This is a genomic window from Methylobacterium komagatae, from assembly GCF_042661665.1.
Taxonomy (GTDB): Bacteria; Pseudomonadota; Alphaproteobacteria; order Rhizobiales; family Beijerinckiaceae; genus Methylobacterium; species Methylobacterium komagatae.
In genome coordinates, this window is record NZ_JBHSWN010000001.1 from 3,280,482 (window position 1) to 3,304,305 (window position 23,824).

General features: G+C 67.8%; 23 protein-coding genes and 2 pseudogenes. 13 read left to right on the forward strand and 12 right to left on the reverse strand.

All coding sequences use genetic code 11. From position 1 onward, the window contains the following. Positions 1–15: 15 nt before the first annotated feature. The 4 genes from ACFQE0_RS16340 to ACFQE0_RS16355 form a co-directional block, all read right to left on the reverse strand. The gene (locus ACFQE0_RS16340) at positions 16–1,233 is read right to left on the reverse strand and encodes an ABC transporter substrate-binding protein (RefSeq protein WP_378971491.1); all 1,218 of its coding nucleotides are present in this window, start codon (positions 1,231–1,233) and stop codon (positions 16–18) included. Between the two features lie 280 nt (positions 1,234–1,513). Next, on the reverse strand, positions 1,514–1,777 hold the full coding sequence (locus ACFQE0_RS16345) for a DUF2312 domain-containing protein (RefSeq protein ID WP_378975512.1): 264 nt from the start codon (positions 1,775–1,777) through the stop codon (positions 1,514–1,516). 131 nt (positions 1,778–1,908) lie between these two features. Further along, the gene (locus ACFQE0_RS16350) at positions 1,909–2,214 is read right to left on the reverse strand and encodes a DUF1244 domain-containing protein (RefSeq protein ID WP_378971493.1); all 306 of its coding nucleotides are present in this window, start codon (positions 2,212–2,214) and stop codon (positions 1,909–1,911) included. Between the two features lie 23 nt (positions 2,215–2,237). Continuing rightward, positions 2,238–2,993, reverse strand: coding sequence for an N-formylglutamate amidohydrolase (locus tag ACFQE0_RS16355; RefSeq protein WP_378971495.1), 756 nt, complete (start codon positions 2,991–2,993; stop codon positions 2,238–2,240). A gap of 255 nt (positions 2,994–3,248) precedes the next feature. Here ACFQE0_RS16355 and ACFQE0_RS16360 point away from each other — a divergent pair, with 255 nt between their 5' ends. Next, positions 3,249–4,574: a glycerate kinase type-2 family protein gene (locus tag ACFQE0_RS16360; protein WP_378971497.1), complete on the forward strand. Its 1,326-nt coding sequence runs from the start codon at positions 3,249–3,251 to the stop codon at positions 4,572–4,574. Beyond that, positions 4,540–5,004 carry a DUF1036 domain-containing protein gene (locus tag ACFQE0_RS16365; protein WP_378971499.1) on the forward strand — a complete coding sequence of 155 codons (465 nt, stop codon included), beginning with the start codon at positions 4,540–4,542 and terminating at the stop codon, positions 5,002–5,004. Before ACFQE0_RS16360 ends, ACFQE0_RS16365 begins: the two co-directional genes overlap by 35 nt. Before the next feature lie 3 nt (positions 5,005–5,007). Here the strand turns inward: ACFQE0_RS16365 and ACFQE0_RS16370 are convergent, their stop codons facing one another. Both ACFQE0_RS16370 and gntA read right to left on the reverse strand, forming a co-directional pair. After that, a complete protein-coding gene (locus ACFQE0_RS16370; protein ID WP_378971501.1) occupies positions 5,008–5,604 on the reverse strand; it encodes a DUF1989 domain-containing protein in 597 nt (198 codons plus the stop codon). A 35-nt stretch (positions 5,605–5,639) separates the two neighbouring features. Further along, complete coding sequence (gene gntA, locus ACFQE0_RS16375; RefSeq protein ID WP_378971503.1) at positions 5,640–6,383, reverse strand: guanitoxin biosynthesis heme-dependent pre-guanitoxin N-hydroxylase GntA; 744 nt, start codon at positions 6,381–6,383, stop codon at positions 5,640–5,642. A 234-nt stretch (positions 6,384–6,617) separates the two neighbouring features. Here gntA and pyk point away from each other — a divergent pair, with 234 nt between their 5' ends. Then, complete coding sequence (pyk, locus tag ACFQE0_RS16380; RefSeq protein WP_378971504.1) at positions 6,618–8,054, forward strand: pyruvate kinase; 1,437 nt, start codon at positions 6,618–6,620, stop codon at positions 8,052–8,054. 9 nt (positions 8,055–8,063) lie between these two features. Here the strand turns inward: pyk and ACFQE0_RS16385 are convergent, their stop codons facing one another. The 5 genes and pseudogenes from ACFQE0_RS16385 to ubiG form a co-directional block, all read right to left on the reverse strand. After that, positions 8,064–9,074, reverse strand: a complete 1,011-nt coding sequence (locus ACFQE0_RS16385) for an alpha/beta fold hydrolase (RefSeq protein WP_378975514.1) — start codon at positions 9,072–9,074, stop codon at positions 8,064–8,066. 31 nt (positions 9,075–9,105) lie between these two features. After that, entirely contained in the window at positions 9,106–9,729 is a 624-nt protein-coding gene (locus ACFQE0_RS16390) for a tetratricopeptide repeat protein (RefSeq protein ID WP_378971506.1), read from the reverse strand. Between the two features lie 143 nt (positions 9,730–9,872). Beyond that, positions 9,873–9,999 (reverse strand): annotated as a pseudogene (gene ykgO / locus ACFQE0_RS16395) (type B 50S ribosomal protein L36). A 198-nt stretch (positions 10,000–10,197) separates the two neighbouring features. Beyond that, complete coding sequence (locus ACFQE0_RS16400; protein ID WP_378971508.1) at positions 10,198–10,761, reverse strand: YbhB/YbcL family Raf kinase inhibitor-like protein; 564 nt, start codon at positions 10,759–10,761, stop codon at positions 10,198–10,200. Between the two features lie 46 nt (positions 10,762–10,807). Further along, entirely contained in the window at positions 10,808–11,572 is a 765-nt protein-coding gene (gene ubiG / locus ACFQE0_RS16405; RefSeq protein ID WP_378975516.1) for a bifunctional 2-polyprenyl-6-hydroxyphenol methylase/3-demethylubiquinol 3-O-methyltransferase UbiG, read from the reverse strand. Positions 11,573–11,788: 216 nt separating this feature from the next. Here ubiG and ACFQE0_RS16410 point away from each other — a divergent pair, with 216 nt between their 5' ends. From ACFQE0_RS16410 to ACFQE0_RS16435, 6 genes are all read left to right on the forward strand, one after another. Continuing rightward, on the forward strand, positions 11,789–13,024 hold the full coding sequence (locus ACFQE0_RS16410; protein ID WP_378971510.1) for an aspartate kinase: 1,236 nt from the start codon (positions 11,789–11,791) through the stop codon (positions 13,022–13,024). 145 nt (positions 13,025–13,169) lie between these two features. Next, positions 13,170–15,431, forward strand: coding sequence for a phosphoenolpyruvate--protein phosphotransferase (gene ptsP, locus ACFQE0_RS16415; protein WP_378971513.1), 2,262 nt, complete (start codon positions 13,170–13,172; stop codon positions 15,429–15,431). A 109-nt stretch (positions 15,432–15,540) separates the two neighbouring features. Next, positions 15,541–16,626 (forward strand): peptide chain release factor 1, encoded by a 1,086-nt coding sequence (prfA, locus tag ACFQE0_RS16420; protein ID WP_378971515.1) that lies wholly within the window; start codon positions 15,541–15,543, stop codon positions 16,624–16,626. After that, positions 16,623–17,498, forward strand: a complete 876-nt coding sequence (prmC, locus tag ACFQE0_RS16425; RefSeq protein WP_378971517.1) for a peptide chain release factor N(5)-glutamine methyltransferase — start codon at positions 16,623–16,625, stop codon at positions 17,496–17,498. Before prfA ends, prmC begins: the two co-directional genes overlap by 4 nt. A 495-nt stretch (positions 17,499–17,993) precedes the next feature. Continuing rightward, complete coding sequence (locus tag ACFQE0_RS16430; protein ID WP_378971519.1) at positions 17,994–19,112, forward strand: DUF4167 domain-containing protein; 1,119 nt, start codon at positions 17,994–17,996, stop codon at positions 19,110–19,112. Between the two features lie 98 nt (positions 19,113–19,210). Further along, positions 19,211–20,080, forward strand: a complete 870-nt coding sequence (locus ACFQE0_RS16435; RefSeq protein WP_378971521.1) for a cell envelope integrity EipB family protein — start codon at positions 19,211–19,213, stop codon at positions 20,078–20,080. 30 nt (positions 20,081–20,110) lie between these two features. Here the strand turns inward: ACFQE0_RS16435 and ACFQE0_RS16440 are convergent, their stop codons facing one another. Further along, on the reverse strand, positions 20,111–20,413 hold the full coding sequence (locus tag ACFQE0_RS16440) for a DUF3572 domain-containing protein (protein WP_378971523.1): 303 nt from the start codon (positions 20,411–20,413) through the stop codon (positions 20,111–20,113). 73 nt (positions 20,414–20,486) lie between these two features. Here ACFQE0_RS16440 and ACFQE0_RS16445 point away from each other — a divergent pair, with 73 nt between their 5' ends. From ACFQE0_RS16445 to ACFQE0_RS16460, 4 genes and pseudogenes are all read left to right on the forward strand, one after another. Continuing rightward, positions 20,487–20,858 (forward strand): response regulator, encoded by a 372-nt coding sequence (locus ACFQE0_RS16445; protein WP_378971525.1) that lies wholly within the window; start codon positions 20,487–20,489, stop codon positions 20,856–20,858. Between the two features lie 83 nt (positions 20,859–20,941). Further along, complete coding sequence (locus tag ACFQE0_RS16450; RefSeq protein WP_378971528.1) at positions 20,942–22,315, forward strand: PleD family two-component system response regulator; 1,374 nt, start codon at positions 20,942–20,944, stop codon at positions 22,313–22,315. Between the two features lie 140 nt (positions 22,316–22,455). After that, positions 22,456–23,417: pseudogene (locus tag ACFQE0_RS16455) on the forward strand (acetyl-CoA carboxylase carboxyltransferase subunit alpha). Then, positions 23,414–23,761: a DUF1796 family putative cysteine peptidase gene (locus tag ACFQE0_RS16460; RefSeq protein ID WP_378971530.1), complete on the forward strand. Its 348-nt coding sequence runs from the start codon at positions 23,414–23,416 to the stop codon at positions 23,759–23,761. Before ACFQE0_RS16455 ends, ACFQE0_RS16460 begins: the two are co-directional and overlap by 4 nt. Positions 23,762–23,824: the final 63 nt, after the last annotated feature.

The window sequence follows — 23,824 nt, forward strand, 5'->3', positions numbered from 1 at the left end:
CATAGTCTCGAAAAGTCAGTTCGAGGACTTTTCCTTCACGCGGACGGTGGATGCATTCTTGGCATCCTCCGGGTTCGCGTAGACGATCTTGCCGTCCTGCACCTTGCCGAACACGACCATGTTCCGCGAGATCGCGTTGTGGTCCTTGCCGTTGAACGGGTGGTCATAGGTCGTCACCACGCCCTCGACCTTGGTGTTCAGGTTCTCAAGGGCTTCGCGGATCTTCGGTCCGTCAGTGCCGCCCGCCTGCTTGATCGCGGCGGCGATCAGGTAGATCGAGTCGTAGCCCTGAGCACCGGCCACCGGGGTCGGGATCTTCGTGACGCCGTAGGTCTTGTAATAATCGTCGAGGAAGGAGGCGCGCTTGGGAACCGACTTATCCTCGATGAAGGTCTGCGGCATGATCACGCCGTTGCCGTTCGTGCCGGCGATATCGAGGAAGCTCTGCATCGAGGCAGGCCACGATGCGATCATCGGAACCTTCCAGCCGAGCTTGGCCATCCCGTTGGTGATCTGCGCCAGTTCCGGGCCGATACCGTAGGCGAGGATCACCTCGGCTCCGGCTTCCTTGGCCTTCAACAGCTGGGCCGTCATATCGACGTCCTTGATGTTGAACTTCTCGACAGCGACCGCCTTCATCTTCTTGGCGGCGAGCTGCTTCTCGATGTCTTCACGGCCGAGCTGGCCGTAATTGGTCGAGTCCGCGAGCACGGCGATCTTCTTGAAGCCCTGACGAACGGCCTCGTCGACCATCATGCCGGCCTGGAGGACGTCGTAGGCCGAGTTCCGGAAGACGTAGTTGTTGTCGTAATCCGGAGCCTTGAACTGCTCGGTGATGATCGTGCCGGTGGCGACGTTGTTGAATACCGGAATCTCGGCTTCCTGGTAGAAGCGCTGGGCGGCGAGCGCGACGCCGGTATTGATGAAGCCGACCGTGGCGACGACCTTTTCCTTGTTGATGAGTTCCTGCGCGACCTGCGCGCCGACCTCGTTCTTGGCCTCGTCGTCACGCTCGACGAGCTGGATCTGGCGACCCAGGACACCGCCATTCTTGTTGATTTCGGCAGCGGCGAGCTTGGCGCCGTCGCGCATCGAGACGCCCATGGAAGAGGAGCCGCCGGTGTAAGGCCCGGTCAGGCCGATCTTGATCGGGTCTGCGGCGAAGGAGGGGGCGACGCCAAGGGCGGTCGCACAAAGCAGCGCGCCGACGAGGGCGCGTTTGGTCACGATCATCGTTTCCTCTCCCATGCCCGGACGGCGCCCGCGCTATCCCGGCGTTACGGCTCTTCAAGTTCCGGAGTCGCAAGCCGCTCGCGCGACCGGCCTCTTGCGGGCCTGGTCGTCACTGATCGGCGACCGCGCGCCATGCCCTTCGCCGGGGCAACTTCCGTGCGGTAACGCACTCTTGAAGGCAACAGCGCTATAACGTCAAGGTCCGAGAGAGAGATCTGCGTAATGGATGCAGTCGGATCCCAAGGGATGTTTGCCTCCCCCAGGATCCGGCTGGTATTTGCTATGCCATGCCAAGTGCCTGGAGGTACAACTCCAGGATCGCTTCCTGCTCCTGACGCTCGCTGTGATCCTGTTTGCGGATGCGCAGAATGGTGCGCACGGCCTTGGCATCGAAGCCGCGGCCCTTCAGTTCGGCGAACACCTCCTTGATGTCGCCCATGATGCCGGCCTTTTCCTCCTCAAGGCGCTCGAGGCGCTCGATGAACTGCTTCAGTTCGTCGGCGGCCACGCCCTCGGCGGAGGAGACATCGCCGGAGGCTGGCATGCCCGGCCGGGGCATCGAATGCGCGTTCATGAAGGACTCCGCTTCTGCGCCGGATCGGGCGCCATGGACCCGCTGGTTAAGCGGTCAAGCTTACCCGATCCTTATAGCCCGGCGCCGTGCCGGAGTCCCGTTCAGTGGCCGCCGTCGCGCTTGGCGAAGGCTTCGGACTGAGCCGGGCTGGCTTCGGTCTGGTGGCGCTCCTTCCACGTCTCGTAGGGCATGCCGTAGACCGCCTCGCGGCTCTCGTCCTTGGTCATGGGAAGCCCCTTGGCGTCGGCCGCATCCTTGAGCCAGTTCGACAGGCAGTTCCGGCAGAAGCCCGCGAGGTTCATCAGGTCGATGTTCTGCACATCGGTGCGCTTCTGCAGATGCGCCACCAGCCGCCGGAACACGGCCGCCTCGAGCTCGGTCTGCGTCGCGGGGTCGATCTCGGCCATCGTTTAGTCCTTCGGGTGTCGGTTCAGGCAGCGATGAGCGGAGCGAGGATACGGGCGAACCTGTCGGCCCATTCCCGCTGCCCGTCCTCAGCCGCAATGAGATCCTGGCGGATCTCCACCAGGGCGTTGGGCAGGCCGCGCAAAGTGGCGTGCCGGTCGATCGTGTCGCCGGGCAGCCCGCCGCCATAGGGGGCATTGTCGCCGACGATGAGCCCCGCCGAGTCGGCCTGCAAGGCCTCGATCAGCGGCCGGGCGAGGCGGTCGTCGCGATCGTACAGGATGCCGACATGCCAGGGCCGGGGCACGCCGCGCCAATAGGGCGTGAAGCTGTGGATGGTCACGAGGGACGGCACCCGGCCAGCACCCTCCGCCGCCGCCAAAGCGGTCGCGATGCCCGCATCGAAGGGGTCGTAGAACCGGGCGATCCGCGCTGCCTTGCCCGTTTCGTCGATCCGGGCGTTGCCCGGCACCACGGCGCCGTCCGAGAGGCGCATCACCAAAGTCGGATCGGCGCGCCCGCGATTCGGGTCAATGATCAGGCGGGAGAAGTTCGTGAGCACGGCGGGCGCATTCAACGCCCGCGCCAGGGCCCGCGTTACGGCGGCAGCGCCGATATCGTAGGCGATGTGGCGGGAAAATTCCTCCGGCGCGACGCCCAGCACGATATCGGGCGGCACGAAATTCGAGGCGTGGTCGCAGGCGAGAACCAGCCCGCAGGCGGGATCGCCGGGGATGATCTCGCAGGGATGCGGGGGCGTGTCAGGCTCCGGGCGGATCACGCAAAACTCGCTGGCCGGGATGGGAAGGACGGGAAGCGCGGCGGAATGCGAAGACGGCACGCTTGCCGTCGCGCTACGGCTCGGGCACAGCACCTATCAAGGATCGTGCGCTCACGGCAAGGAACGGGCCCGCCGCCTCGAAAGGGGCGGGGATCGCACGGCCGGTTCGGGTCCTCCCGGCCAGGGAGCCCCTAGCGAACAAGAACTGCGCGCCGCCCCGTCGGGTCACGGCGCCGAGGGAGCCCGTTGAACGCCATGTCGCAATCCGCCACTCCGTCTTCCGCCGCCGAGACCGACGTCGAGGCGCAGCGCGCCCATCTCGACGCCTTCCTGACCGCCGCGATCCGCGCCGCCCATCCGGATCTATGCCTTCCGGCCCACCTTCCCCCGCCATCCCCCGGGCGCCTCATCATCCTCGCGGCGGGCAAGGCCGCGGGCAGCATGAGCGCGGTGGCGAGCCGCTTCTACCGGCAGGAACATGGGCTCGGCGACGATCGCATCGTCGGCCTCGCCGTGGCGCGCCATGGCTACGGCCAGGAGGCGCCCGGTATCCGCATGATCGAGGCGGGCCACCCGGTCCCGGACCAGGCGGGCATCGATGCGACGGAGGAAGTCCTGCGCCTGGCCGAGGCGGCCGGGCCGGAGGACGAGGTGCTGGTGCTCCTTTCCGGTGGCGGCTCTGCCAACTGGATCGCCCCGGCCGGGGACCTGACGCTCGCCGAGAAGCAGGGGATCACCCGTGCGATCCTGCGTTCCGGCGCGCCGATCGGCGAGTTCAACACGGTGCGCAAGCATATCTCGCGGATCAAGGGCGGGCGCCTCGCCCGCGCCGCGCGCAACGCCCGCTCGGTCCTGACGCTCGCGATTTCGGACGTGCCGTTCGATGATCCGGCGGTGATCGCCTCCGGCCCGACCGTGCCCGATCCCTCGACGCTGGCCGATGCCCGCGAGATTTGCCAGCGCCGGAACATCCCGCTGCCAGAGGCGGCTCAGCGTCTCCTGAACGATCCGAACAACGAATCGCCCAAGCCCGGCGATCCGCTCTTCGCCAACAGCAGCTACCGCATCATCGCCCGGCCGCAGGATGCGCTCGACGCTGCCGCCGCTGCCGCGAAGGCCGCCGGCTACGAGCCTGTGATGCTGGGCTCAGACCTCGAAGGGGAAGCCCGCGAGGTCGCCACCGCGCACGCCGCCGAGGCGAAGCGCTACCAGACGGAAGGCCGCCGCGTCGCGCTAATCTCCGGCGGCGAACTGACGGTGACGATCCGGGGCGAGGGCCATGGCGGCCCCAATCAGGAATATGCCCTGGCGCTCGCCCTCGCGCTCGACGGCACGCCCGGCATCAGCGGCATCAGCGCCGATACGGACGGCACCGATGGCGGGCGCGGCCTCGCCACCGACCCGGCGGGCGGCCTCATCGATCCGACGACGCTGGCCCGCGCCCGCGCGGCTGGCCTCGATCCGGCCGCGATGCTTGAGCAGAACGACTCCACTGCATTCTTCGCCGCCATCGGCGACTTGGTAAATCCCGGCCCCACCTGCACGAATGTCAACGACTGCCGCATCATCCTCGTCGGCTGACCGTCTTCGTACGGCTGCGCTCGCCCTCGGGCTCCTCGTCCTCGCGGCCGGACCAGCCCGAGCCGACCTCCGGCTCTGCAACCAGACCGAGAGCAAGGTCGGCGTGTCGCTGGGCTACCGCGACACGCAGGGCTGGGTGACCGAGGGCTGGTGGGAGTTGAAGCCCAAGGGCTGCGAGACGCTTCTCTCCGGCACCCTCGCCGCCCGGTTCTATTACGTCTTCGCCGTGGACTACACGCGCGGCGGCGAGTGGGGCGGCCGTTCGCTGATGTGCACCCGCGACGCGGAGTTCACGATCCGCGGGATCGAGGATTGCCTCGCGCGCGGCTTCGACCGGAACGGCTTCTTCGAGGTCGATACCGGCGAGCAGAAGAACTGGACGATCCAGCTCACCGAGCCGGAGCGCGCTCCGGCCGCCGCCAAGCCCTAAGACTCAGGCCACCGGGTCGATCCGGTAGTGGATCGGCTTGAAGCTGCCGTTGTTCGATTGAAGCGCCGAGCACGCGGTCAGTCCGATGATCAAGTCGGTCTCGGCCACGAACACGATCCGGTCGCCTGCCCGGCTGAGGGGTGGCTCGACGGTGATCGCGCCGGTCTTGCTATCCACCGGCACATTCATGAAGCAGTTGAACGCCACCGGGATGCGATCCGGCGCGATCCCAAAGGGTTCGAGCGCCGCCGCGAGATTGCCGAAGCAGCCCCGATGCGGGTTCACGTCGCCGTAGATGATGCGGAACGTGTCCGATGAGCAGGGTGTCAGCAGGAAATCGTGGCGGCCCACCGTGTCCTCGATGATGCGCAGCATCACGTTGGAGCGGTTGGAATAGAGCGGGTCGCCTGTGGTCAGGTAAATCCTGCTGGCATAATCGAGGGTTCGGCCGGACGAGATCACCTCGTCCGTGTCGTTCCGGTTGTAGGCCACGAGGTCCGCGACCTGCTCACCGCGCGGGTCGATGACTGTCAGCCTCTCGCCCCGGCTCAGGGTGAAGGCCGTCCCCGATCTCGGGGGTATCTCGATCGTCTTGTCCACAGATTCGCGTCTCCCGCTCGGCCACATCATCTGGGTCAGATCAGGGGGAGGTCGAACGGATGGATCGGCTCACGCAGACGCGCGACCTCTGCCGGGCTCGGTTCGCGCCGTGGCGTGAACGGACAGCGCCAGTCCGGCCCCACTTGGCGCCCACTATATTGCCGGGCTTCGGACGACTCACCGTGGCGAGACAGCATCGGGTTCGTGCTGCCTGCGAGCGCCTCGTCGCGCTGTAGGATCGAGGAACGCAACTTCTCGTAGCGTCCTTCGGCGCGTAGCCGCTCGAATTGCGCGTGCAGGTTGAACACCATGACCGGCGAGGGGAAGCGACGCGCTGGCCGGCTTGCTCCCGGATGCAGACCGACCACGAAGAAGGCCTCGCCGCCGAAGCTTAAGGAGAAGTGCGGGTTATCGGGATCGGCGGCGACGCGCCCATCATACGGTTGGCCGAGCCAGGAATCCTTGTCCGAGAGCGATTGCGCGCGCTCCCACAGGCTTGCCTCGAAGGCTTCTTCGGAGATCGCTCCGGGTCCCTCGAATACCACAGCGAAGCTTTGAAACAGGTCGGGAGCTTCGCGATAGCTGGCAATGAAAGACAGAAGAGCCGGGTAGATCCGCATGTCATCCCAGCCGGATGTGATATCGCGGGCCACGACGATCCTTAATCGTCCCCGTGACAGGGCCGATTTTGCGCCGACGCAGGGAAAGGGAGGATCTTGGATGAACTCTCGTAAAGCCTGAGCACTCGGGTGCTCACGGTCGTCGCGCGGTAGTTCCATTTCAGCTCTGCTGCTCGATTACTCAGTTACGCCTAAGCCGAAGGCAGCATCAGCCCGGCATTCCGCCAACCTCACGCAAGCGGCAGCGTTCCTGGCTGCGACACAAGGTTTTGAGGATCGGGATCGGCGCCCGCGCGAACGCCAGCTTGACGTCACGTCGCGTCGGATGCTCAGACCGCCGCAACGGACCATGCCGCCGAGGGCGGCGCACACGAGTCCCGGAGGGCCGCCACTTTGAAACGTTCCCGTCGCACCAAGATCGTCGCGACCCTCGGCCCCGCTTCCGACACGCCGGAAATGATCGAGCGTCTGTTCCGCGCCGGAGCCGACGTCTTTCGCCTGAACATGAGCCACCTCTCTCGGGAGCAGCTGCCGGCGAAGGTCGAGGTGATCCGCACCATCGAGCGCGAGGCCAAGCGGCCCATCGGCATCCTGGTGGATCTTCAGGGCCCGAAGCTGCGCCTCGGCGTCTTCGCCGAGGGTGCCGTCATGCTGGAGAAGGGCGCGACCTTCGTTCTCGACGGCGACACCACGCCCGGCGACGTGACGCGCTGCCACCTGCCGCATCCCGAAATCCTCGAGGCGTTGGAGCCTGGCCACGCGATCCTGCTTGATGACGGCAAGCTGCGCCTGTCGGTGGTCGAGACCAGCGGCGACCGCGCCGTCACGCGTGTGGAGGTCGGGGGGCGGATCTCAAACAAGAAGGGCGTGTCCCTGCCGCACACGGTGCTACCGGTGCCCGCCATGACCGAGAAGGACCGTTCGGATCTCGAAGCCGGGCTGAATGCCGGAGCGGACTGGATCGCGGTGTCCTTCGTACAGCGGCCGGAAGACGTGGCCGAGGTGAAGAAGGTTTGTGCCGGGCGCGCCCTGGTGATGGCCAAGATCGAGAAGCCGCAGGCACTGGCCCGCCTCGATGAGATCGTCGAGGTGTCGGACGGGCTGATGGTCGCCCGCGGCGACCTCGGCGTCGAGATGCCGCTGGAGCAGGTGCCGGGCGTGCAGAAGCGCCTGACCCGCAGCGCGCGGCGTTCCGGCAAGCCGGTCGTCGTCGCGACACAGATGCTCGAGTCGATGATTACCGCCCCGGTGCCGACCCGCGCCGAGGTGTCGGATGTCGCCACCGCCGTCTACGAGGGCGCGGATGCGGTGATGCTCTCCGCCGAGAGCGCGGCGGGCGCCTTTCCCGTAGATGCCGTCTCGACGATGAGCCGGATCGCCGAGCAGGTGGAGCGCGACGCGCTCTACTGGTCGATCATCCGCGCGCAGAAGGACACGCCGGACCAGACCGCCGCCGACGCCATCGCGGCGGCCGCGCACCAGATGGTCGATGCCCTCGATCTGGACGCGGTCATGGCCTGGACCCATTCCGGCTCTACGGTCCTGCGGCTCACTCGCGAGCGCCCGAACGCCTCGGTCATCGCCCTCACGCCCAAGCGCGAGACGGCACGGCGGCTCGCCATGGCCTGGGGCGTCCACCCGATCGTGACCAAGGATGCGAGCGACGTGGACGACATGGCCTTCCGCGCCGCCAAGTTCGCCGTGCGCGAGCAATTCGCAGCTGTGGGTGATCGCATCATCGTCGTCGCGGGCCTGCCCTTCGGCACGCCCGGAGCGACGAACCTCGTGCGCCTCACCTTCATCACCCGGGAGCACGCCGAGAAGGCGTGAGCCGTCACCTCAGGGCGTGGCGGCCGGAACCGCCTTGCCTCTGATGGCGGCCTCCAGATCCGATACCGCGCCGGCCACCGCCTCCGGCGCGGTATAGTGGATCATGTGCCCGGCGCCCGGCAGCAGGACGAGCCGCGCGCCCGGTATCACCCGCGACAGCGGCACGGCATGAATCTCCGGCCGCACGATCGGATCGGCCGCGCCGGACACGATCGCCGTCGGCAGGCGCAGGGTACCGTAGCGTAAGCTCAGGGATTTCAGCGCCTGCGGGAGGCCAACGAGGTCCTGCACGTTCGCGAGGAGCGTGCCGGGCCGCAGCACCAGGGCCGCGCGGGACGTCTCGATATAGCCCGGCGTCGGCTCCTCGGGCTTGAACACCCGGCGCCCGGCTTCCCCAAGATAGGCGAGGGCGATGGGCGGCCCCACCGTTCGGCTCAGAACCCACAGGATCGGCGGCTTGAGGGCGAGGCGCCAGTACCAGGGCAGGGTGATCGGGCCAGGCATCGGCATCGCCACAGGCGCCGCGAGAACGAGGCCCGAGACGCGAGCCGGATGGTCGAGGGCCAGCGCCAAGGCGAGCGCCCCCGCCCAGGAATGGCCCAGCACGATGGCCGGGCCGACCTTCATGGCATTGAGGGCCTCAGCGATGAGGCGAGCCTGCGCTGCGGGCGAGGCATCGGCCGCGCCGCCGGGCCGGTCGCTCCAGCCGAAGCCCGGCCGGTCGAACGCCACGACGCGAAAGCCACGAGCCGCCAGAAGATGGCCGATGCCGCCCATCGGATCGGCAGAATTGGCCGAGGCGCCGTGCAGCAGCACCACCGGCGGCCCGTCGGCGGGCCCCTCCTGCATCGTCGCGAGACGCCCGCCCGGCACGTTCACGAAGGGGCCGGCCGGCGGATAGAGGGCACCGACCCGCAACGCAATCACGAGGCTCGCGACCGCGCCCAGGGCCAGGACGAGACCCGCCAGGGCGAAGGGCAGGGCGAGCAGCACGAGAAGAACGGCCAAGACGCGCGACATCACGCGTGGGCCGCTTCGGCGGGAGAGGGCTTCACAGATCGCGGCCGTCGACCTCGGGGGCGAGACGGTCCACTGCCTCACGGAGCTTGTCCATCGTCGGATAGAGCGTCAGGGCCCGGCGATAGGCGGCGAGCGCCCGCGACTTGTCTTCCATCGATTCGTAGATCTTGCCGAGGGCCGACCACGCCTCGAAATGGCGCGGCTCCAGCACCAGTGCGCGCTGAAGGTCGGAGACCGCCTCACCCTTGTCGGAGAGGAGCCAGAACACCGTCGCACGGCGGTTCCACCCTTCCGACCACGTCGGCTCAAGGGCAGTCGCGCGGTCCATCAATTCGGCGGCAAGCGCGAAGTCGTGGCCGGTCATGGCCTGCCGTGCCCGGTCCGTGAGGAGATCGACCGTAGCGCTGCCGGATCGGTCGAGGCGCTGCTCGATCAGCTTGGCGACCCCCTTGGCTTCGGCCGGATCCTCGCTGGCCTTCAGCCGGGCGAAGAGATCGTCGAGGCTCGGGGGCTTCGGAGCGGGCTTGGTCGCCTGCTTCTCGGGAGCGGACCTGTTGCCGCCCGGCCGCGCCCCGGCTTCCGGCGGCGCTGCAGCGGCTTGCCCCGACAGCAGCAGGGCGGCGAGAAGGATCGGGTAGGCGTTCTGACGCGGCATGAACCACAAGCTGCGGCGGGTGGACCGCTACGTCAACGCGCTCTCGTGCCGCGCGCTCCACGCGCGAAAGCCGCGCCCTCACGGACGCGGCTTTGCAAAATCGTTAGCAACACCACACCCGGCCTGAGCCGGGCGGCGCAGTCTCAGCCCTGGCGAGCCTTGAAGCGCTTCTGGGTCTTGTTGATGATGTAGACACGGCCCTTGCGGCGCACGAGCCTGGTTGTCGCGGTGGCGGCCGAGCAGGGACTTGAGCGAGTTGCGGATCTTCATGGGTCTCTCGGCCCGCGAGGGGCCGTCCAGGAACGGGGTTCGTCGAAAACGTCCGGCCGGTCTCGGGACGCGCACGGCGCGCCCGGCGATGACGGCACAGGCATCGCGGGATGGGCGCCGCCATATCAGGATTCGTGCCGCCGAGGCAAGCCTTCGCGGACTTTCCTGTCGCACTTGCCTGCCGCGCTTACCGGCCGCTCAGGCTCGCGCGTAGGTTCCAATCAGGCCGCCCTTGGAGAGGACCTTGCCCTCCATGGCCTCCATCAGAGCCTCGCGGCCGGAACCGGCTTCGAGGTCGAGGCGCTGTGACAGGGCGTAGACCTGGAACAAATACTCGTGGTCGCCGTGGCCGGTCGGCGGATCAGGCGGGAGCCAGCCGGACTTGAGGAAGCTGTTCTTGCCCACGATCGGGCCTGACGGCCTGTCGCCAGTTACGGCACCCTCGATCAGCCGCGTGGCTGGATCGAGGTTCCAGGCGAGAAGATGGACGAGCGGGCGCGGCGTCGGGCTTCCCGCATCCTCCACGATGAGGGCGACGGAAGCGGTGCCGGGCGGCAGGCCGTCCCAGGTGAGCGGCGGGGACAATCCCTCGCCATCAGCGGTGAAGCGCGAGGGCAGGGCGCCTCGATCGGAGAAGGCATCGCTCGTTACCCGAACCCCCTCGGGCACGATGGGAAAGCCGGCGCGGTAGGTCGTCCCATCGAGACCGGCCTTCAGACCCGACAGGGCCTCGCCCAGCACGCGGGGCATCTTCTCAAGCATCGGGGGCTCCTTCTGACGCCGGACAACGGCGCAAGAAGGCGCAGGTTCATGCGGGTTTCGCGGCGCTCAGCATGTAATTGACCGCCGTATCGCGGGAGGCGCGCCAGCCGTCGTTGAGCGGGTTGTAGACGACACCCGTCGTGTCGGTGACGTCGAGACCGCCGGAGCGGATCGCGGACGTCAGTTCGTACGGCTTTACGAACTTCTCCCAATCGTGCGTGCCCTTGGGCAACCAGCCGAGGACGTATTCCGCCCCGACGATGGCGAGCGCGAACGAGCGCATGGTGCGGTTGATGGTGGCCGCGAAGAGCAGCCCGCCGGGCTTCACCGCGGCGCAGGCGCTGCGCACGAAGGCGGGCATGTCGGAGACGTGCTCCACCACTTCCATGATGAGCACGACATCGAACGTCTCGCCCGCTGCAACGACCTGCTCGATGGTCTGCCCTCGGTAATCGACCGGCACGCCCGCCGCCTCGGCATGGGCGCGGGCGACCGCAAGATTCTTTTCGGCCGGATCGAGCCCCGTCACCGTGGCACCGAGCCGGGCCAGGGGTTCGGACAAGACACCTCCGCCACAACCGACATCGCAGATCGTCAGGCCATCGAGGGCGAAAGGTACCTCTGGATCGCGGCCATGGTGGCGGCACAGGGCATCGCGGATGTAGCCGACGCGCACCGGGTTGAAGCGGTGGAGCACCCGCATCGGCCCAGCCTCGTTCCACCACGTAGCGGCCATGGCGTCGAACCGCGCGACCTCGTCCCGGTCGACGAACCCGCCCGCATTCTCCCCTGCCGAGTTCTCCCCCGCCATGACGTCGCCTCTCTTCATATCTACAGGGACCTCCACCCCATCCGCAGGGCGAGCGCAACCCGGAAGGACGTCGCGGCTTCGGCGCAACCCAAGCCAGGCCGGACGTTGACAGGGGGAACCGGCACGAGTACCCGCGAAACCCGTCCGGAGGCGGGCCCCGGCCGGTCTTCGGCGGGACGCCCGCTCCGGCTGCACGGGCTTGGAAACGTTCGAAGAATGCCCCGTCTGGTAATGAAGTTCGGCGGTACGTCCGTCGCCAATGTCGATCGCATCCGCAACGTCGCGCGCCATGTGGCCCGCGAAGTCGCGGCTGGCTACGAGGTCGCCGTCATCGTCTCCGCGATGTCGGGCAAGACCAACGAACTGGTCGACTGGGTGAAGGACGCCAACGCCCTCTACGACACCGCCGAGTACGACGCCGTCGTCGCCTCGGGCGAGTTGGTGACGGCGGGCCTGCTCGCTATCGCCCTGCAGAAGGAAGGCCTGAAGGCCCGCTCCTGGCAGGGCTGGCAGATCCCGGTCCTCACCTCCGAGGCGCATGGCTCTGCACGCATCGCGGACATCCCCTCCGCCAACCTCGATGCCGGCTTCGCGCGCGGCGAGGTGGCAGTGATCGCGGGCTTCCAGGGCATCCATGCCGAGAGCGGCCGGGTGACGACCCTCGGGCGCGGCGGATCGGACACCTCGGCGGTGGCCGTGGCTGCGGCGATCGGGGCCGAACGCTGCGACATCTACACGGACGTGGACGGGGTCTACACCACCGACCCCCGCGTCGTGCCGAAGGCCAAGCGCATGGAGCGCGTGACCTTCGAGGAAATGCTGGAGATGGCCTCGCTCGGCGCCAAGGTGCTGCAGGTGCGCTCCGTCGAACTCGCGATGGTGCACCGGGTGCCGACCACCGTCCGTTCCTCTTTCGACCCGCCGGACGCCGCGCGCCCGGGTACCCTCATCTGCGACGAGGACGACATCGTGGAACAGCAGATCATCACCGGGATAGCGTTTTCCCGGGACGAGGCGCAGATCACCCTGCGCCGCGTGAAGGACAGCCCCGGCGTCGCTGCCGCGATCTTCGGGCCGCTGGCCGATGCCAACATCAACGTCGACATGATCATCCAGACGGTCTCGGGCGACCAGTCGACCACGGACATGACCTTCACGGTGCCGTCCGCCGAGTACCAGCGCGCCCGCGCCATCCTCGATGAGGCGCGCGAGCATATCGGTTATGCCCAGATCGAGGGCGCGACGGATGTGGTGAAGGTGTCCGCCATCGGCGTCGGCATGCGCAGCCATGCGGGCGTCGCCGCCAAGGCGTTCCGTGCGCTCGCCGAGAAGGGCATCAACATCCGCGCGATCACCACTTCCGAGATCAAGTTCTCGGTGCTGATCGACGCCGCCTACACCGAGTTGGCCGTCCGCACGCTGCATTCGCTCTACGGGCTCGACCAAGCCTGAGGCTTGGTCGACCACGCAGGCTGTCGAAAGCGGCACATTTCATGAACTAATCGCCCCGGGACGGATTGCCGTCCCGGGGCGATTGGCGCCAAGGTTGCAGGGGGCCGACGCCACGGCCACCCGCCGACGCTGGAACGACGATACGATGCCCGCTGCGCTCGGAGGCCCGCGCCTTCTGCTGCGCCGCCTCCGCGAAGCCATGGCGGAGCCGGTGAGCCCGCAGGCGCGCCTGGACCGGATCGTCGTGCTGATCGCCGCCAACGTGGTGGCTGAGGTTTGCTCGGTCTACGTGCTGCGCGACGACAATATCCTCGAACTCTTCGCCACCGAGGGCCTGAACCGCGAGGCGGTGCATCTCACGCGGATGCGCGCCGACGAGGGTCTCGTCGGCCTCATCGCCTCCACGGCCGAGCCGCTGGCGCTGTCGGATGCGCAAAAGCACCCGGCCTTCTCCTACCGGCCGGAGACGGGGGAAGAGATCTACCACGCCTTCCTCGGCGTGCCTCTTCTGCGGGCAGGGCACACGCTCGGCGTGCTGACCGTCCAGAACAAGACCTACCGCGTCTATTCCGAGGAGGAGATCGAGGCGCTCCAGACCACCGCCATGGTGCTCTCGGAGATGATCGCCTCGGGCGAACTCGACGGGCTCGGTTCCCAGGCGAGTGCCGCCGCCCGGCGCCCCGTGATGGCACGGGGCGTCTCCCTCTCGGATGGGATCGGCCTCGGCCACGTGGTGCTGCACGAACCGCGCCTCGTGGTGAAGACGCTTATCGCCGAGAACGTCGATCGCGAGGTCGAACGTCTCGATGCGGCGATCGAAGGCGTGCGCTCGGCGATCGACGCGCTGGTGGAGCGGGGCGACCGGATCGGCACCGCCGAATCCCGCGAGGTTCTGGAAACCGTGCGGATGTTCGCCCACGACCAGGGCTGGCTGCGGCGGATGCGTGAGGCCGTCGCCTCGGGTCTCACCGCCGAGGCCGCCGTCGAGCGGGTCCAATCGGACAACCGGGCGCGGATGCTGCGTCAGTCCGATCCTTATCTGCGTGAGCGCCTGCACGATCTCGACGATCTCGCGAACCGCCTGCTGCGGGCGCTGATCGGCCCTGGTTCGGCGGGCCATGCCATGCTGCCGGAAAACGCCATCCTCGTCGCGCGGACCATGGGTCCGGCAGCGCTGCTCGATTATGATGCGGGCACGCTGCGCGGCATCGTGCTGGAGGAGGGCGGCCCGACGAGCCACGTCGCCATCGTCGCGCGGGCGCTCGGCATCCCGGCCGTGGGCGAGGTCGAGAACGCCACCGCCCTCTGCGAGGCGGGCGACGCGATCATCGTGGACGGCGTCGCGGGGGAGGTCCATGTCCGGCCGGGGCCGGAGATCGAATCCTCCTATGCCGAGATGGTCCGTCTGCGCGCCCGGCGGCAGGAGCAGTACCGGGCGCTGCGCGACGTGCCCGCGATCACCCGGGACGGCGTGAAGGTCGGGCTCAATCTCAATGCCGGGCTTCTGATCGATTTCAGCCATCTGGAAGAGACGGGCGCGGAGGGCGTCGGCCTGTTCCGCACCGAACTGCAGTTCATGGTGGCCCAGCGCATGCCCTCGGCGGCCGAGCAGCAGGCGCTCTACCGGCAGGCCCTGATCGCGTCGAACGGACGCCCCGTCACAGTGCGCACCCTCGATATCGGGGGCGACAAGATCCTGCCGTACATGGCCAAGCTCGAGGAGGAGAACCCAGCGCTCGGCTGGCGGGCGATCCGCATCGGCCTAGACCGGCCCGCCCTCCTGCGTATGCAGCTTCGCGCGCTCCTCAAGGCCGCGGAGGGGCGCCCTCTCAAGATCATGTTCCCCATGGTCGCCACCGTGCACGAATTCACGCAGGCGCGGGCGATCGTAGATCGGGAGAAGGCGCATCTCGCCCGGCACGGCTACAAGCTGCCGCAGCCCTGCGAGCTAGGCGCGATGGTCGAAGTGCCCTCGCTCCTGTTCCAGATCGATGAGATCGCCCGTGAGGCGGACTTCCTCTCGGTCGGCTCCAACGATCTGATGCAGTTCCTGTTCGCTGTGGATCGCGAGAACCGGCGCGTGGCCGACCGGTTCGATCCGCTGTCGATCGTCGCACTGCGGGCCTTCAAGCTGATCGCGGACCGCGCGAACGCAGCGGGCTGCCCGGTAACGGTCTGCGGCGAGATCGGCGGCAGGCCCCTCGAGGCCATGGCGCTGATCGGCCTCGGCTTCCGGAACCTGTCGATGTCGCCCGCCGCCATCGGCCCCCTCAAGGCGATGGTGCTGAGCCTCGATGCGGGGGAGGTCGCCCAGCTGATCGAGCGCGAGATGGCCACCCTGCACGATGGGGAGAGCCTGCGCCCGGTGCTCACGGCCTACGCTCATGAGAACGGTGTGCCCATCTAGGGATCGCGGGCCCCGGTAAGGCCGCGCACCTTGCGGAACCTTCCGCCGGGGTTGTACGCCCTCGCGGAACCGGGCCGACACACCGACGTCCCCACAGAACAACCGGGCGATGATACCTTTTCCACCCGAACGCCTCGACGCCATCCTCGTCCGGCACGACCTCGTCACCGCGCAGCTCGCCTCCGGTGAGGGTGAATCCGAGACGGTCGTGCAGCTCTCGCGGGAATTGTCGGACCTCGATCCGGTCGTGGCCGCGATCCATGCCTACCGTGCGGCCCTCGACAACCTGAAGGGCATCGAGGGGCTGATCGACGAGGCCGGGACCGATCCGGAGATGCGGGCGCTCGCCGCCGAGGAAAAGCCCGAGGCCGAGGCCGGGCTCGAGGAGGCGCACCGGGCCCTGCAACTGATGCTGCTGCCCAAGGATGCAGCGGACGAGAAGAGCGCGATCCTCGAAGTCCGCGCGGGCACCGGCGGCGACGAGGCGGCTCTGTTCGCAGGCGACCTGTTCCGCATGTACGCGAAATACGCGGAATCGAAGGGCTGGCGCGTCGAGGTGCTCTCGGAGAGCGAAGGCACCGTCGGCGGCTATCGCGAAATCGTCGCTGAAGTGAAGGGCAGGGGCGTGTTCGCTCGGCTCAAGTTCGAGAGCGGCGCCCACCGGGTGCAGCGCGTGCCCGACACCGAGACGCAGGGACGCATCCATACCTCCGCCGCCACCGTCGCGGTGTTGCCGGAGGCCGAGGATGTCGACATCGTCGTCAACGACGCGGATTTGAAGATCGATACGATGCGCGCGCAGGGCGCGGGCGGCCAGCACGTCAACAAGACGGAATCGGCCATCCGCATCACTCACTTGCCGACCGGGATCGTGGTCTTCGTCCAGGAAGAGCGGTCGCAGCATAAGAACCGGGCGCGGGCGATGTCGCTCCTGCGCGCCCGCCTCTATGATGCCGAGCGCACCGCCAAGGATTCCGCCCGCGCCGCCGACCGCAAAGCGCAGGTCGGCTCGGGCGACCGCTCGGAGCGGATCCGCACCTACAATTTCCCGCAAGGGCGCGTGACCGACCACCGGATCAACCTGACCCTCTACAAGCTGGAAGAGGTCATGGCCGGGACGGCGCTCGATGAGGTGGTCGATGCGCTGATCGCGGAGCATCAGGCGGAATTGCTCGCCGCCGAGGGCATAGCGTGAGTGGGAAGGGCGGCCTCGACGCCTCCCTGTCCCGCCGCGCCGCCCTGCGCTACGCCACGTCCTTCCTGGACGCGACGGGGATCGCCGGGGCCGAAGGGGATGCGCGCTTCCTGCTGCTCGGCCTGCTCGGCCTGAGCCCACGCGACCTCGCCCTGGATGGCGACCGGCCGATCGGCTGCGCAGCCGCCGCGCTGTCCGACGCGCTGACGCGACGGGCATCGGGGGAGCCGGTGGCGCGTATTCTCGGAGCCTGGGAGTTCTGGGGCCTGCCCTTTACCCTCGTGCCGGATACGCTGGTGCCGCGCCCCGACACCGAGACGGTAGTGGAGACGGCTCTGGCCGCGCTGCCCGACCGCAGGGCGCCCCTGCGCATACTCGACCTCGGCACCGGTTCGGGCTGCATCCTCGTCGCGCTCCTGAGCGAGTTGCCGAACGCGATCGGCATCGGCCTCGACCGATCGGAAGCCGCCCTGAAGACCGCCCGCACCAATGCTCGTGCCAACGGGATGGGCGCGCGGATGCACGTGGTGCAGGGCCATTGGTGCGATGCCCTGCGCGGTCCCTTCGATCTCGTGGTTTCGAACCCGCCCTACATCGAAAGCGGCATCATCGCCGGGCTCGACCGGGAGGTCGCCGAGCACGATCCTCGCGCCGCCCTGGATGGCGGGTCGGATGGGCTCGACGCATATCGCGCGATCTTGAACGCGATCGGGCAAGGCGGATTACTCAGGCCGGGCGCCTCCGCCATCCTGGAGATCGGCTACGATCAGGCGAGATCCGTCGAGGCAATCGGTGTTGCGAACGGACTGACATTCGCGGGCTTGTCGCGCGATCTCGGAGGCCGCGACCGGGTTCTCACCTTCATCCATTGAATTTCATCGTCCGGGGGCCCAGATCGAGGTCACGAATACAAGTGCATCAACGTGCGAGGGCTCCCAGGGTGTGCGCATTGGGCCGCTGACAGGAAAAAAGCTTGTTGCAGCGCCCGGGAGAGGCTAGACTCCGCTTGAAGATCGCGAACGTTTCGTTAAGACGAACGGCGATAGGGTCGGTGGAGACCACGGCCGCCACGTAGTTCGCCGATCCCCTCATTATCCGGAACAAGGCGTACGCGAGGTTCGCGTGCCGGTCCGGTACCGCTCGAACCTGACAACTGCCCTGTGATCCGCGCCGATGTATTCGGCCTGCGAGGCAGGCAGTGGCTCAACCGATCGGAGAGGTTCGTGCGAGGTGTTGCACGGCTGCTTTCGGGCAGTGCGGGTCGGGACGACGCACGCGGGGTGCGCGCGATCCCGGACGCCCCTTTGACTTGTCTGGCGTGAACTGAGGGTCACTGAAGACCGATGAGACCGAACCAGAATCGACGGATGCGCGGGCGTAATCGCCCCAAAGGTCCCAATCCGCTGACGCGCTCGTACGAATCGAACGGCCCCGACGTCAAGATCCGCGGTACCGCTCAGCACATCGCTGATAAGTATGCGCAGCTGGCGCGCGATGCGCTCGCCGCCGGAGATCCCGTCGCTGCGGAAAACTACTTTCAGCACGGCGAGCATTACTTCCGGATCATCTCCGGCGCTCAGGAGCAGGCACGCCCCATCCAGAACGGATACGCGGCCCGGGCCTTCGACGACGAGATGGACGAGGGCGAGGAAGACGCCCAGGGCCAGGGCGGCCAGACCAACGGTCAGGGCTATAACGGCCAGGGCTACGGCCAGGACGATTACGGCGATCCCGGCAACCAGCCGCAGCCCTACGAGGCGCGGCAGGACAATTACCAGGAAGGCGGGCGCCAGAACCGCGACCGCTACCAGAACCGCGACCAGCGCCGCTTCGACGGCCAGCCGCGGCAGGAGAACGGCCGCCAGGATTACGGCCGCGACCGCCAGCGTCAGGACAACCGTCATGACGGCAACCGGCAGGATTACGGGCGCCAAGACCGCCAGGATAACGGCCGCCAGGATAATGGGCGTCAGGAATACCCGCGCCAGGATTATCGGGGCCAAGACGGCAACCGGCAGGATCAGCCGCGCCAGGATTACCAGCAGCGGTCCGAAAGCCCGCGCGGCGAGCGTTCAGAGTTCCGCGAGAATCGCGCCGAGCGCCAAGATCGTCCGGAGAGACAGGATCGTTCGGAGCGGCAGGACCGTCCCGAGCGGCAGGAGCGCCGCGAGTTCCGCCCCGAGGCGCCGCGCAGTGAGTTCCAGCGCGCCGAAGGGGCACCCGCCCGTCGTGAGCGTCGCCGCGAGGAGCCTGCTGCGGTGACAGAGGAAGCTGCAGCCCTGCCGGCCTTCCTGATGGCCCCGGCGCGCCCGGCCGCTGCAGCGCCCGCTCCCGAGCCCGAGCAGCCCCCGGCGGCCCCTGAGGCTGAAGCCGCCGACGAGGCTCCTGCGCCGAAGCCCCGCCGCCGTCGTCGTCCGCGCTTCGAGAGCGCGGCCGCCGAAGCGGGTGAGGGCGGAACGCCCGCGAACGATACGCCGAGCGAGTAATCCTCGTCTCCGCCGCCCCTCGGGTGAGAGGCGGCGGAGGGATTGTCGTTAGACCAACCGGTATCTATGTCGCCTTGGCCGTGACATACTGGATTCCGATGGCCGCTTCTCGACGCCTCCTTGCCGGATTGCTGGTGATGGCGAGCCCCGCGCTCGCCGCCCCCACTGGGCCGGAACCGGCCGAGACTCCCAAGGCGCAAGCGCCAGTGGTGCTCGCCAATCATCGGGCGGTCTACGATCTCTCCCTGAGCGGCAGCACGGGTACCCGTACCGTCGAATCGGCACGCGGGCGCATCGTCATCGATTTCCGTGGCGATGCCTGTCGCGGCTACACGATGCAGACTCGTCAGGTTACGGAATTGACCTCCGGCGAGACCGGCGCGCGCCTGTCCGATCTCCGCAGCACCACGTTCGAGAGCGGGGACGGACACGAATTCCGCTTCCGCAACACCACCGCCTCGAACGGCGACAATGCCGTACCCGTCGATGGCACGGCGACGGAGAACCGCGACGGGCTGAGCGTGAAGCTCAAGGGCAAGCCCAAGCCCGTCACCTCGGAAGGAACCGTGCTGTTCCCGAGCGCACATATGCGCAAGCTCGTCGAACTCGCCCGCGCCGGGCAGAGCACCCTGTCGGTGAAGGTCTATGACGGCTCCGACGATGGGCAGAAGGTCTACGACACCTTCGCGGTCATCGGTCAGGCGACGACGGCGACCACCGATCTCGACAAGCCGCTCCAGACCGGACCCATCGCGGCGGTGCGGCGCTGGCCGGTGAAGCTCACCTACTACACGGCCGGGGTGGGCGAGCGCACGCCGATCTACACTCTGAGCTTCGATCTCTACGAGAACGGCGTCAGCGGGCGGATCAAGCTGGATTACGGCGATTTCGCCCTGGCCGGCGTCATGACAACCCTCGACCTCGACGCCGACAAGCCGTCGAAGGACGCCAAGGGCTGCACGCCCTGACGGCGGCGGCCTCCGGCCGTCGCATCCTCGCTACATCCACTCGTCGTCCGGCCGTGGCGAGAGGCGCTGCCACGCGGCAATGATGCGCTCGGGCTTGATCTCCAGCGCGCGGGCGCAGGCCAGCAGCACCGGCTCGTCGCCCGCGACATGATCGAGCACACCCGCCAGGAACACGGGGTCCTTGGCACCGGCCCTCACCGCCTCCAGATCGAGGCCGGTGGCCGCGAGGAAGGGAAAAAGCCGCTCTTCATCCCCAAGCATCCACAGAAGAACGTCGAGGGCGACATGCTCCGCGGGGTCATCCCCCTGTTGAGATTTGCCTTTCGTCAACATGTAACCCTTAAAACCGTCGCAATGGGGCTGATGGGTCCTTAATCATGATCGTCTCTGACCGAGGCAAGCAACCATGTCGAAGACGGTGCTGATCGTCGAGGACAACGAACTGAACATGAAGCTGTTCAACGACCTCCTTGAGGCGAACGGCTACGCGACTCTGAAGACCGCCAACGGCATCGAGGCGATCGAGCTCGCACGCGCCCATCATCCCGACCTCATCCTGATGGACATCCAGCTGCCGGAGGTTTCCGGGCTCGAGGTGACCAAGTGGCTGAAGGAAGACGACGACCTGAAGTCTATTCCGATCATCGCCATCACGGCCTTTGCCATGAAAGGCGATGAGGAGCGTATCCGCGAGGGCGGCTGCGAAGCTTATTTGTCCAAGCCGATCTCGGTCGCGAAGTTTTTGGCAACCGTTCGCTCGTATCTTGAACCCAAATGACGCGGCGCAGTGCCGTCTCCCCCGACGCGAGGTCCTGAGCCGCGCCCGAGGGCGGCTGTGGCGCGCGACGCAAGCGAGGTAGCATGTCGGCCCGCGTCCTGATCGTCGATGATCTGTTCCCTAATGTGAAGCTGCTCGAAACGAAGCTCGGCCTCGAATATTTCGACACGCTCGCGGCGATGAACGGCCCGGATGCCATCGCAATCTGCGAAAAGGGTCTCTGCGACCTCGTCCTCCTGGATGTGATGATGCCGGGCATGGATGGCTTCGAGGTCTGCCGCCGTCTGAAGAACAACCCCGTCACGGCCCATATTCCGGTGGTGATGGTCACCGCCCTCGACCAGCCCTCCGACCGGCTGAAGGGGCTCGATGCGGGCGCGGACGACTTCCTGACGAAGCCCGTCGACGACACCGCCCTGTTCACGCGGGTTCGTAGCCTCGTGCGCCTGAAGGCGGTGACCGACGAGTTGCGCCAGAGAGCGCTGGCCTCCCGCGCCATCGGCATGGGCGATCCCCTCGTCACCGCCGCCGCGGAAACCGGCCTCGACGCGCAGATCCTGCTGGTGGAAGACCGGCCCGGCGCCGCCGACCGGATGGCAGGCGCCTTGAGCCAGCACCATCGCGTCACGGTGGAAGCCGATCCACTCACCGCGATCCAGGTGGCGGCCGAGGGCGAGTTCGACCTCGCCCTGATCAGCCTCGATCTCTCGGGGCATGACGGCCTTCGCCTGTGCAGCCAGCTCCGCTCCCTCGACCGCACCCGCGGCATGCCGCTCATCATGATCGCGGAGGCCCATGACCGTGCCCGCATCGTGCGCGGCCTCGATTTCGGGGTGCACGATTACCTGATGCGCCCGGTGGACCGGAACGAGTTGCTCGCCCGCGCCCGCACCCAGGTTCGGCGCAAGCGCTTCTCCGACGTCCTGCGCGGCGCAATGCAGGCCTCGATGCAGATGGCGGTGACGGACGGGCTGACCGGCCTCCACAACCGCCGCTACCTCGACAACCATCTCGGCATGCTGTTCTCGGAGGAGGGCATGCGCCACCGGCCGATGGCGGCGCTCATCCTGGACATCGATCGCTTCAAGGCGATCAACGACACCTACGGCCACGAAGCCGGCGACGACGTGTTGCGCGCCTTCGCCGACCGCGTGCGCCAGCACACGCGGCCGATCGACATCGTCGCCCGTTATGGCGGCGAGGAGATCGTGGTGGTCCTGCCGGATGCCGGGCTGGCCGAAGCCCATGCCATCGCCGAACGCATCCGTGAACGGATCCAGGCCGCGCCCTTCGCGGTTCAGCGGGCCACCCGCGATCTGCCGGTGACGGTTTCGATCGGCGTCGCCGTGCGCTGTGCCGACGATGCCTCTCCCGGCGACATGCTCCGCCGGGCCGACGAGGGGCTCTACGAGGCCAAGGCGGGCGGCCGCAACCGGGTGGTGGCACAGGCAGCCTGACCTCCGGCGAGCGCCGACGCAGCACCGCCCGTCACTCGGAACGGTTGACAGAGTCTGGCTTCTCCCCAACACCTCGCGCCCGCAACGGCCGGGGTTCATTCCGGGCGTGCAACCATCCACGACCCGGACCACGGAACCCCATGGCGGCGACGCGCTCCTATCTCGATTTCGAGAAGCCGGTAGCCGAGCTTGAAGCGAAGCTCGAAGAACTGCGCGCCGTCGGCAGCCAGGACGGCGCCGTGTCGATCAGCGAGGAAGTCGGGCGGCTGGAAGCCAAGGCCCGGCAGGCACTCGCCGAGATCTATGCGGCCCTGACCCCGTGGCAGAAGACGCAGGTGGCCCGCCACCCGCAGCGTCCGCATTTCGTGGATTATTGCGCGGGGCTCATCACCGAATTCACGCCGCTCGCAGGCGATCGGGCCTTCGGTGAGGATGAGGCCATCGTCGGGGGCTTCGGCCGGTTCCAGGGCCGTCCGGTCTGCGTGCTCGGCCAGGAGAAGGGCGCCACTACCGAGGCGCGCCTGCGCCACAATTTCGGGATGGCCCGTCCGGAGGGATACCGAAAGGCCGTGCGCCTGATGGAGACCGCCGACCGGTTCGGCCTGCCGGTCATCGCCTTCGTCGACACGGCGGGCGCCTATCCGGGTATCGAAGCCGAGGAGCGCGGTCAGGCCGAGGCCATCGCCCGCTCAACGGAGGCCTGCCTCGCCCTGTCGGTGCCGAACGTGGCGCTGGTAATCGGGGAGGGCGGTTCGGGGGCGCCATCGCGCTCGCCACCGCCAACCGGGTACTGATGCTGGAACACTCGATCTACGGCGTGATCTCGCCGGAGGGCGCGGCCTCGATCCTATGGCGCGACGGCGGGCGAGCACACGAGGCCGCCACCGCCATGAAGATCACTGCGCAGGACCTGCTGCGCCTCGGCGTCATCGACGCCATCGTCCCCGAAGCAGTCGGCGGCGCGCATCGCGACCGAGAGGGCGCCATCCAGGCTGCCGGGCAGGCCCTGGGCGAATCGCTGTCGATGTTTGACGGGCTTGACGCGGCCACGATCCGCAGCCGCCGGGCCGACAAGTTCCTCGAGATCGGCAGGCGTCTGTGACGGCGGCGGCCGGGCTGAGGAAGGCTCTCGGCCGCCTCGGACTCCGCCGCCGCGATACGCGCGAGCCGGGAACGGCCAACGTCATCTCCCTTGGCTGCAACTGCCAGATGGCGCACGTCCTGAAGACCCTCGACCTGCGTACGTGGTCCGGCCCGTTCGACTGGATCTTCACCATGCCGGGCATGGTGCGGGATTGCCTTGAGGACGACTTCGCCGCGCTGACCGACCGAAGTCGAGCTGGAGAGCATCCCCGTGCCCGAGCGCCGGGGCGAGGACATCTGGAAGGGCCGCCACCGCCTGTACCGGGAGCGGCACGGGCTGGAATGCGTGTTCAACCACCATGATCCGGCCACCGATCAGGACGACTACGCGTTCCTCACCGAGGGCGTACGCCGCCTGCGCCGGGC

Coding starts and splice junctions, on each gene's coding strand:
- ACFQE0_RS16385 (WP_378975514.1), bottom strand. CDS start 9,074: ATGTCGCGCGTCTTGGCCGTTCTTCTCGTGCTGCTCGCCCTGCCCTTC.
- ACFQE0_RS16400 (WP_378971508.1), bottom strand. CDS start 10,761: ATGCTTGAGAAGATGCCCCGCGTGCTGGGCGAGGCCCTGTCGGGTCTG.
- ACFQE0_RS16360 (WP_378971497.1), top strand. CDS start 3,249: ATGTCGCAATCCGCCACTCCGTCTTCCGCCGCCGAGACCGACGTCGAG.
- ACFQE0_RS16350 (WP_378971493.1), bottom strand. CDS start 2,214: ATGGCCGAGATCGACCCCGCGACGCAGACCGAGCTCGAGGCGGCCGTG.
- ACFQE0_RS16390 (WP_378971506.1), bottom strand. CDS start 9,729: ATGCCGCGTCAGAACGCCTACCCGATCCTTCTCGCCGCCCTGCTGCTG.
- ACFQE0_RS16445 (WP_378971525.1), top strand. CDS start 20,487: ATGTCGAAGACGGTGCTGATCGTCGAGGACAACGAACTGAACATGAAG.
- ubiG (WP_378975516.1), bottom strand. CDS start 11,572: ATGGCGGGGGAGAACTCGGCAGGGGAGAATGCGGGCGGGTTCGTCGAC.
- prfA (WP_378971515.1), top strand. CDS start 15,541: ATGATACCTTTTCCACCCGAACGCCTCGACGCCATCCTCGTCCGGCAC.
- ACFQE0_RS16440 (WP_378971523.1), bottom strand. CDS start 20,413: ATGTTGACGAAAGGCAAATCTCAACAGGGGGATGACCCCGCGGAGCAT.
- ACFQE0_RS16340 (WP_378971491.1), bottom strand. CDS start 1,233: ATGATCGTGACCAAACGCGCCCTCGTCGGCGCGCTGCTTTGTGCGACC.
- ACFQE0_RS16410 (WP_378971510.1), top strand. CDS start 11,789: ATGCCCCGTCTGGTAATGAAGTTCGGCGGTACGTCCGTCGCCAATGTC.
- ACFQE0_RS16345 (WP_378975512.1), bottom strand. CDS start 1,777: ATGCCAGCCTCCGGCGATGTCTCCTCCGCCGAGGGCGTGGCCGCCGAC.
- ACFQE0_RS16430 (WP_378971519.1), top strand. CDS start 17,994: ATGCGCGGGCGTAATCGCCCCAAAGGTCCCAATCCGCTGACGCGCTCG.
- ACFQE0_RS16450 (WP_378971528.1), top strand. CDS start 20,942: ATGTCGGCCCGCGTCCTGATCGTCGATGATCTGTTCCCTAATGTGAAG.
- gntA (WP_378971503.1), bottom strand. CDS start 6,383: ATGGAACTACCGCGCGACGACCGTGAGCACCCGAGTGCTCAGGCTTTA.
- ACFQE0_RS16365 (WP_378971499.1), top strand. CDS start 4,540: ATGTCAACGACTGCCGCATCATCCTCGTCGGCTGACCGTCTTCGTACG.
- ptsP (WP_378971513.1), top strand. CDS start 13,170: ATGCCCGCTGCGCTCGGAGGCCCGCGCCTTCTGCTGCGCCGCCTCCGC.
- ACFQE0_RS16435 (WP_378971521.1), top strand. CDS start 19,211: ATGGCCGCTTCTCGACGCCTCCTTGCCGGATTGCTGGTGATGGCGAGC.